The following is a 5,650-nucleotide window of genomic DNA, read 5'->3' on the forward strand; positions in this document are numbered from 1 at the left end:
AGCAGCCAATAGCGCGGATGCAACAGCGCCGGAGAAAATTTAGGCAAATGAGTCATTTCATACCCGTATCAGTGAGCAACGTCTTATATTATCGCATTTTTTTACCGGCCAGCCAAAGGCGGCGACAGTCAGCTCGTTTTGTTAAGCGGGGCGCGACCGGGTGAGAGAAATGTAGCGTAAAATGTAGGGATGTAAATTAATTAGCTTTGCTATATCATGCCCGCCGTTTATTTCCTCATTTCTATGTCGAGCAGGTACACCATGCCAGTGTTACACAACCGCATTTCAAATGAGACGTTAAAGGCGCAAATGCTGGCTGAGACCGAGCCGCGCACGACGATCTCATTCTATAAATATTTCACCATTGTCGACCCACAAGCCACTCGCGATGCGTTATGGGTTGCCTTAACCCAGCTGAAGGTCTTTGGCCGTATTTATCTGGCCCGGGAAGGGATCAACGCGCAAATCAGCGTGCCGGAAAGCAACGTTGAAGCCCTGCGTGAGTTTCTCTATGGCTTCGATCCGGCGCTGGCGGGGCTGCGTTTCAATATCGCCCTTGAGGACGATGGGAAATCTTTCTGGGTGCTGCGCCTGAAAGTGCGTGACCGTATTGTCGCCGATGGCATCGACGATCCCTCTTTCGATGCCTCCAATGTTGGGGATTATCTCAAGGCGGCGGACGTCAATGCCATGCTTGACGATCCGGATGCGGTATTTATCGATATGCGTAACCACTATGAATATGAGGTGGGTCATTTCGAAAACGCGCTGGAGATCCCGGCGGATACCTTCCGCGACCAGCTGCCGAAAGCCGTGGAAATGATGCAGGACCACAAAGACAAGAAAATTGTTATGTATTGCACCGGCGGTATTCGCTGTGAAAAAGCCAGCGCCTGGATGAAGCATAACGGTTTCAATAAGGTCTGGCATATCGAGGGCGGGATTATTGAGTACGCCCGCCGCGCACGTGAGCAGGGGCTGCCGGTCCGTTTTATTGGCAAAAACTTTGTCTTTGATGAGCGGATGGGCGAGCGTATCTCCGATGACGTCATCGCGCACTGTCATCAGTGTGGCGCGCCGTGCGATACCCATACCAATTGCCTGAATGATGGCTGTCATCTGCTGTTTATACAGTGCCCGAGCTGCGCTGAGAAGTTTGCCGGTTGCTGTAGCGAAGCGTGCATGGAAGAGCATAAGCTGCCGGAAGAGGAGCAGCGCAAACTGCGCGCCGGACGCGAAAACGGCAATAAAATCTTTAACAAATCGCGTGGCCGACTGAACACCAAACTCGGGATCCCCGAGCCGGAGTCGTCAGAAAAACCATAACCAGACGAGATCGATGATCGCCAGCAGCAACCACAGCGCAAGGTAGATCATAAAGTGCTCGCGCACGTTGTTAACCAGCATATTAAACAGGCGACGCATAACCGTTCTCAATGACTAACGGCCTCGACACAGAGGCCGTTTTTTTTCCGGCGGCAAGCGTGCCGCATTCCGTTATGAGCTAAAGCGCGCCAGCGAGAAAGGCGTCAGGTTAAAGGTCGACGTCTGTCCCTGGGCAAACTGACTGGCAATTTCTCCCAGCACCGGCGCAAACTTAAAGCCATGGCCGCTCAGACCGGTGATCAGCAGTGTGTCTGGTCTGCCAGGGAGCGTATCGATAATAAAATCTTCATCGACCGTGTTGTCATAGGTGCAGGAGGCGCCGTGCAGACAGCCGCCGATCCCGGGCAGGACGTTACGTAAAAACGGAAAGGATTCGGAACCATCGCTGGCGACAGCGCCAAACGCCGATCGCTCCTGCGGCGTGGAGACAGGCTGACCGCCGTTATGCTTGCCGATCTTTAGCTCGTTATCTTCCGCCGGGAAACCGTAGTATTGATCGCCGTTGGGTAGCTCGCCGGTGAATGCCGGGAAATGATTCTTGCTGCTGTAACGGCCATCGGCCTGGAACCAGGCAAAAACCTTACGTACCGGCTGGATGGGGAGGTCCGGAAGCAGGCGGGTGACCCAGGTACCGGCGCTAATCAGCAATTTCTTGCCGTGATATTCACCGTCAAGGGTATCAATGGTGACCCCGTCTGCATGGTGATGAATGGCTGAGACCGGGCAGTTGAATAGCTGCGCGCAGCCAGCTTCCCGTGCCAGACGTATCCAGGTCTCGACAGCCAGCTCACTGCGCAGTACGCCGGACGCCGGTTCGAAAATCGCCCGATAGTCGTCGGGAAGGCGTATCTCCGGCCAGCGCTGCATGACGGCCTGAGCATCTAACTCTTCAACCTCAAGATCGAACGCCCTGGCGCTGGCGGCGACGTTGGCCAGGAAAGGAGAGCTGGCGGGGCCGAGGTTAATGACGCCGGTGCGTTCAAAAACGGCTTCGCCGCTGATTTCAGCCAGTTCATCCCACAGCTGCTGGGCGCGCAGCACCAGCGGAACATACTTTTCACCTTCGCCATAAGCGTGACGGATAAGACGGCTACTGCCATGATGGCTGCCCTCCTGATGGGGAGGTTGGTGGGCATCGGTCATCAGAACATTGAGTCCGGCACGACGCGCATAATAGCCAGCGGCAGCGCCGACCGATCCGCTGCCGATAATGATAAGATCGTATTGCATGGTGAGTTCCGGGTAATTGCCTTATTAGCAGGGTAATTAACTCCCTGCGCTTATACAAGCCCGAAAATAATTCAGGCACCCGCAGGTGCCTGTTAAGACTATTGTTTAGTCATTCCCCGTATCGCGTTAATGTCGGCGGTACTCGTTTTCCTGGTATTCGCCAGATTCAATCTTCGCAATGCCTGCTTCCAGGATTGAAATAAATTGACGTGCGACGTCCGTCGTTAGCCATAGCGTCTGGCCAATTTCAGCATCATGACTGTTTTCTTGAGTGGGGTTCTGGTAGTGCAGGCGCAACATCAGCGCATCGTAGCTATCAACGGTGCTGATGTCCCATCCAACGAGGGGATGGGTCTGAATGACTTCATTATTTTTTTCCATCATAACCCCTTATTCATATGTTAAAAGACAACAATTCTCGAGGTTTAATGCATGTTTTTTGAAGCAAGTTAATTATATCAGGGATCAAGAATAAACTCGAGAAATTAAATGAAAGGCAGCATGATTTTCTTGTTTTCGCCGCTTTTTTACGCAAGATAAGCGCGGGAAATGGCCATTTTAGCCGATATTAAGCAGAATAATCAGGAATATTCTGAACAAGAGGCGGGGAGAAAAAAGCCGGGGCGACCCGGCAAAGAAAAGCACAATGAGGGAGCAAACCAGAGTAACTGGATCCCGCCATGCTTCAGGAGAGATCGTGGACAAACCAGTCGTCCGCGCTTTCCCAGGTTTCCTGCAGGATTTCGCTTATCCGGTCTTTGTCTTCTTTCAGGGCGCCGAACACCGAGAGCTGGTTGCCGGTGGCGTAGCGCACGCTCACCTGACTGTCGATGGCCGGGAATTGCTCGGCGATACGCCGGGAGAGTTCGTTATTCAGCGCTTCCAGCGCGCCGTTGGGTAAGGCGGTCGTTTTGGCGATAGACACTTCGATGCGCATAATTGCCCCCTGTGTTTGATACTGGTTATTTATACAGTATCCGGTGGGCGTTGACAACAGGGGGCTACGTTTTTTATCGCTTCATCGTCCAGCGAACGGTTTCACCCGCCAGGAACGGGACCAGGCTATCATTGGGCAGCGCAATGCTGTCAACGACCGTGGTCTCTTCACGCACCAGCTCAACATAGCTTTCATTGACCGGCAGACCGTAGAAGCGCGGGCCGTTCAGCGAGCAGAAGGCTTCAAAGTGCTGCAGAGCGTTCATTTCTTCAAACACGGTGGCGTAGCTGCCGAGGGCGGTCGGGGCGTTGAAGCAGCCGGCGCAGCCGCAGCTGGCTTCCTTACGATGGCGGGCGTGCGGCGCGGAGTCGGTGCCAAGGAAGGCGCGGCTAAAGCCGCTGGCGACCAGTTCGCGCAGCGCCTGCTGATGAATATTGCGTTTGAGTACCGGCAGGCAGTACAGGTGAGGACGAATACCGCCGACCAGCATATGGTTGCGGTTGAACATCAGGTGCTGCGGGGTAATAGTGGCCGCCAGCAGTTCATTGCCGTCACGCACATATTCGGCGGCATCTTTGGTAGTAATATGCTCAAAGACCACCTTCAGACCGGGCAGGCGCTGGCGCAGGGGCTCCATCACCGTGTCAATAAAGCGCGCTTCACGATCGAAAATATCAATCTCGGCGTGGGTGACTTCCCCATGTACCAGCAGCGGCATGCCCAGTTTTTCCATCCGCTCCAGCACCGGCATAATGGCGTCGGTGCTGGTGACACCGTGGCTGGAGTTGGTCGTGGCGTTGGCCGGGTAGAGCTTGGCGGCGGTGAACACACCTTCGTTAAAGCCGCGCTCCAGCTCCGCCGGGTCGAGGGAGTCTGTCAGATAGCAGGTCATCAACGGGGTAAAATCGTGCCCGGCCGGGACGGCGTCCATAATGCGCTGGCGATAGGCGATAGCCGCCGCGACGGTGGTGACAGGCGGCACCAGATTCGGCATCACGATCGCCCGGCCATAAAACTCACTGGTGTAAGGCACGACGGTTTTCAGCATATCGTCATCACGCAGATGGATATGCCAGTCGTCTGGGCGGCGGATTTTCAATACCTGGGGTTGTGCTGTCATGGAAGGCTCCGGCTAATAGGTTCAGTCATCAGGGCTGTTTTTTGCCGGGCACTAAGGATAAGCGTAAACGTTTTCCTTTGCACTCATTTCCGTAAAAAATTCAGGGCGCCGTAGCGCCCTGGAGATTAATTGGTAAAGGGGATGACAATTTCGCCCGGTTTCACCTCTATGCCCTTGGCATATTTCTTCGCCAGCGCTTCGCCGGTGCTGGCGTCTTCACGCAGGACATAGGCCGGTTGCTGGCTGAAGTAGCTGCGCAGCGACTGATTCAGATAGGGGAGCAGGGCCTGAATCACCGACTGCAGCTTCTCGGGCGCCACTTTGGCATCGACCACCTCCATTTCCTGCAGGAAGATAGCGCCTTTCTCTCTGTCAAAGGTTGGCAGCGCTTTGAGCTTCAGATCGATCGTCGCTTTCTGGGTGCCGAACAGGGAGTTCAGATCGACGTTGGCGACCCCGGTCAGCGTGACTTTACCCGGCTCTTCACGGCCAATAGCGCTGGTCAGGTTCTGCAGCTCAATATGGGCATCGGCAACGCCTTTCAGACCGATATCTTTGGCGAAATGGTTACGCTTCTGCAGCGCCTGGTTTATCTCCTGCTCGCTTACCGTGTATTGGGTCAACTGGTTACAGCCGCTCAGCAGACCGCTGACAATCAGCGCCGCGGCGATCAATATTTTTTTCATGGGGTTCCTCAAGCTCGTACCATCATTCATCCTGACACAAAGCATCATGACCTGTCAGCATTCTTCATGCCAGCAGAATAGGCTGAAAGGCAGGAGAAACCGCGGACCTACGCTCTTAGGTGCGCGGCTCCAGCATACCGGAGGCGGAGCGTTTTGGACTGAATTGCCACCACAGGGCAAGGAAAGTGATAAACCCAATGGCGCCGAGCATCAGCCACGGCAGTTCGGGCTGGCCCACGGCTTTGCCGGCATCAAACAGCCAGCCGCCGCCCGCGTAACCCAGCGCGCCGC

General features: G+C 54.8%; 7 protein-coding genes and 1 pseudogene. 1 reads left to right on the forward strand and 7 read right to left on the reverse strand.

Translation table 11 applies throughout. The features are described from left to right. The first annotated feature begins 261 nt into the window (after positions 1 to 261). On the forward strand, positions 262 to 1,326 hold the full coding sequence (locus CW267_RS29365; RefSeq protein WP_008805967.1) for a rhodanese-related sulfurtransferase: 1,065 nt from the start codon (positions 262 to 264) through the stop codon (positions 1,324 to 1,326). Here the strand turns inward: CW267_RS29365 and CW267_RS29370 are convergent. The 7 genes and pseudogenes from CW267_RS29370 to CW267_RS29405 all read right to left on the reverse strand — a co-directional run. After that, positions 1,312 to 1,425 (reverse strand): DUF2770 family protein, encoded by a 114-nt coding sequence (locus CW267_RS29370; protein ID WP_002898988.1) that lies wholly within the window; start codon positions 1,423 to 1,425, stop codon positions 1,312 to 1,314. The two genes, CW267_RS29365 and CW267_RS29370, sit on opposite strands and share 15 nt — an antisense overlap. Positions 1,426 to 1,497: 72 nt before the next feature. Then, positions 1,498 to 2,616 (reverse strand): N-methyl-L-tryptophan oxidase, encoded by a 1,119-nt coding sequence (solA, locus tag CW267_RS29375; protein WP_008805968.1) that lies wholly within the window; start codon positions 2,614 to 2,616, stop codon positions 1,498 to 1,500. A 126-nt stretch (positions 2,617 to 2,742) separates the two neighbouring features. Next, positions 2,743 to 2,997 (reverse strand): biofilm formation regulator BssS, encoded by a 255-nt coding sequence (gene bssS, locus CW267_RS29380; RefSeq protein WP_008805969.1) that lies wholly within the window; start codon positions 2,995 to 2,997, stop codon positions 2,743 to 2,745. Between the two features lie 304 nt (positions 2,998 to 3,301). Continuing rightward, positions 3,302 to 3,553 (reverse strand): DNA damage-inducible protein I, encoded by a 252-nt coding sequence (gene dinI / locus CW267_RS29390; RefSeq protein WP_002898994.1) that lies wholly within the window; start codon positions 3,551 to 3,553, stop codon positions 3,302 to 3,304. 73 nt (positions 3,554 to 3,626) lie between these two features. Further along, on the reverse strand, positions 3,627 to 4,673 hold the full coding sequence (gene pyrC, locus CW267_RS29395) for a dihydroorotase (RefSeq protein WP_008805970.1): 1,047 nt from the start codon (positions 4,671 to 4,673) through the stop codon (positions 3,627 to 3,629). A 125-nt stretch (positions 4,674 to 4,798) separates the two neighbouring features. Then, positions 4,799 to 5,359: a lipoprotein gene (locus CW267_RS29400; RefSeq protein WP_012542249.1), complete on the reverse strand. Its 561-nt coding sequence runs from the start codon at positions 5,357 to 5,359 to the stop codon at positions 4,799 to 4,801. Positions 5,360 to 5,474: 115 nt separating this feature from the next. Next, positions 5,475 to 5,650 (reverse strand): annotated as a pseudogene (locus CW267_RS29405) (multidrug transporter MdtH); the annotation flags it as partial.

This window comes from Klebsiella sp. X1-16S-Nf21 (assembly GCF_002837615.1).
Classification (GTDB): Bacteria; Pseudomonadota; Gammaproteobacteria; order Enterobacterales; family Enterobacteriaceae; genus Klebsiella; species Klebsiella variicola.

Coding starts and splice junctions, on each gene's coding strand:
- CW267_RS29365 (WP_008805967.1), top strand. CDS start 262: ATGCCAGTGTTACACAACCGCATTTCAAATGAGACGTTAAAGGCGCAA.
- CW267_RS29370 (WP_002898988.1), bottom strand. CDS start 1,425: ATGCGTCGCCTGTTTAATATGCTGGTTAACAACGTGCGCGAGCACTTT.
- solA (WP_008805968.1), bottom strand. CDS start 2,616: ATGCAATACGATCTTATCATTATCGGCAGCGGATCGGTCGGCGCTGCC.
- bssS (WP_008805969.1), bottom strand. CDS start 2,997: ATGGAAAAAAATAATGAAGTCATTCAGACCCATCCCCTCGTTGGATGG.
- dinI (WP_002898994.1), bottom strand. CDS start 3,553: ATGCGCATCGAAGTGTCTATCGCCAAAACGACCGCCTTACCCAACGGC.
- pyrC (WP_008805970.1), bottom strand. CDS start 4,673: ATGACAGCACAACCCCAGGTATTGAAAATCCGCCGCCCAGACGACTGG.
- CW267_RS29400 (WP_012542249.1), bottom strand. CDS start 5,359: ATGAAAAAAATATTGATCGCCGCGGCGCTGATTGTCAGCGGTCTGCTG.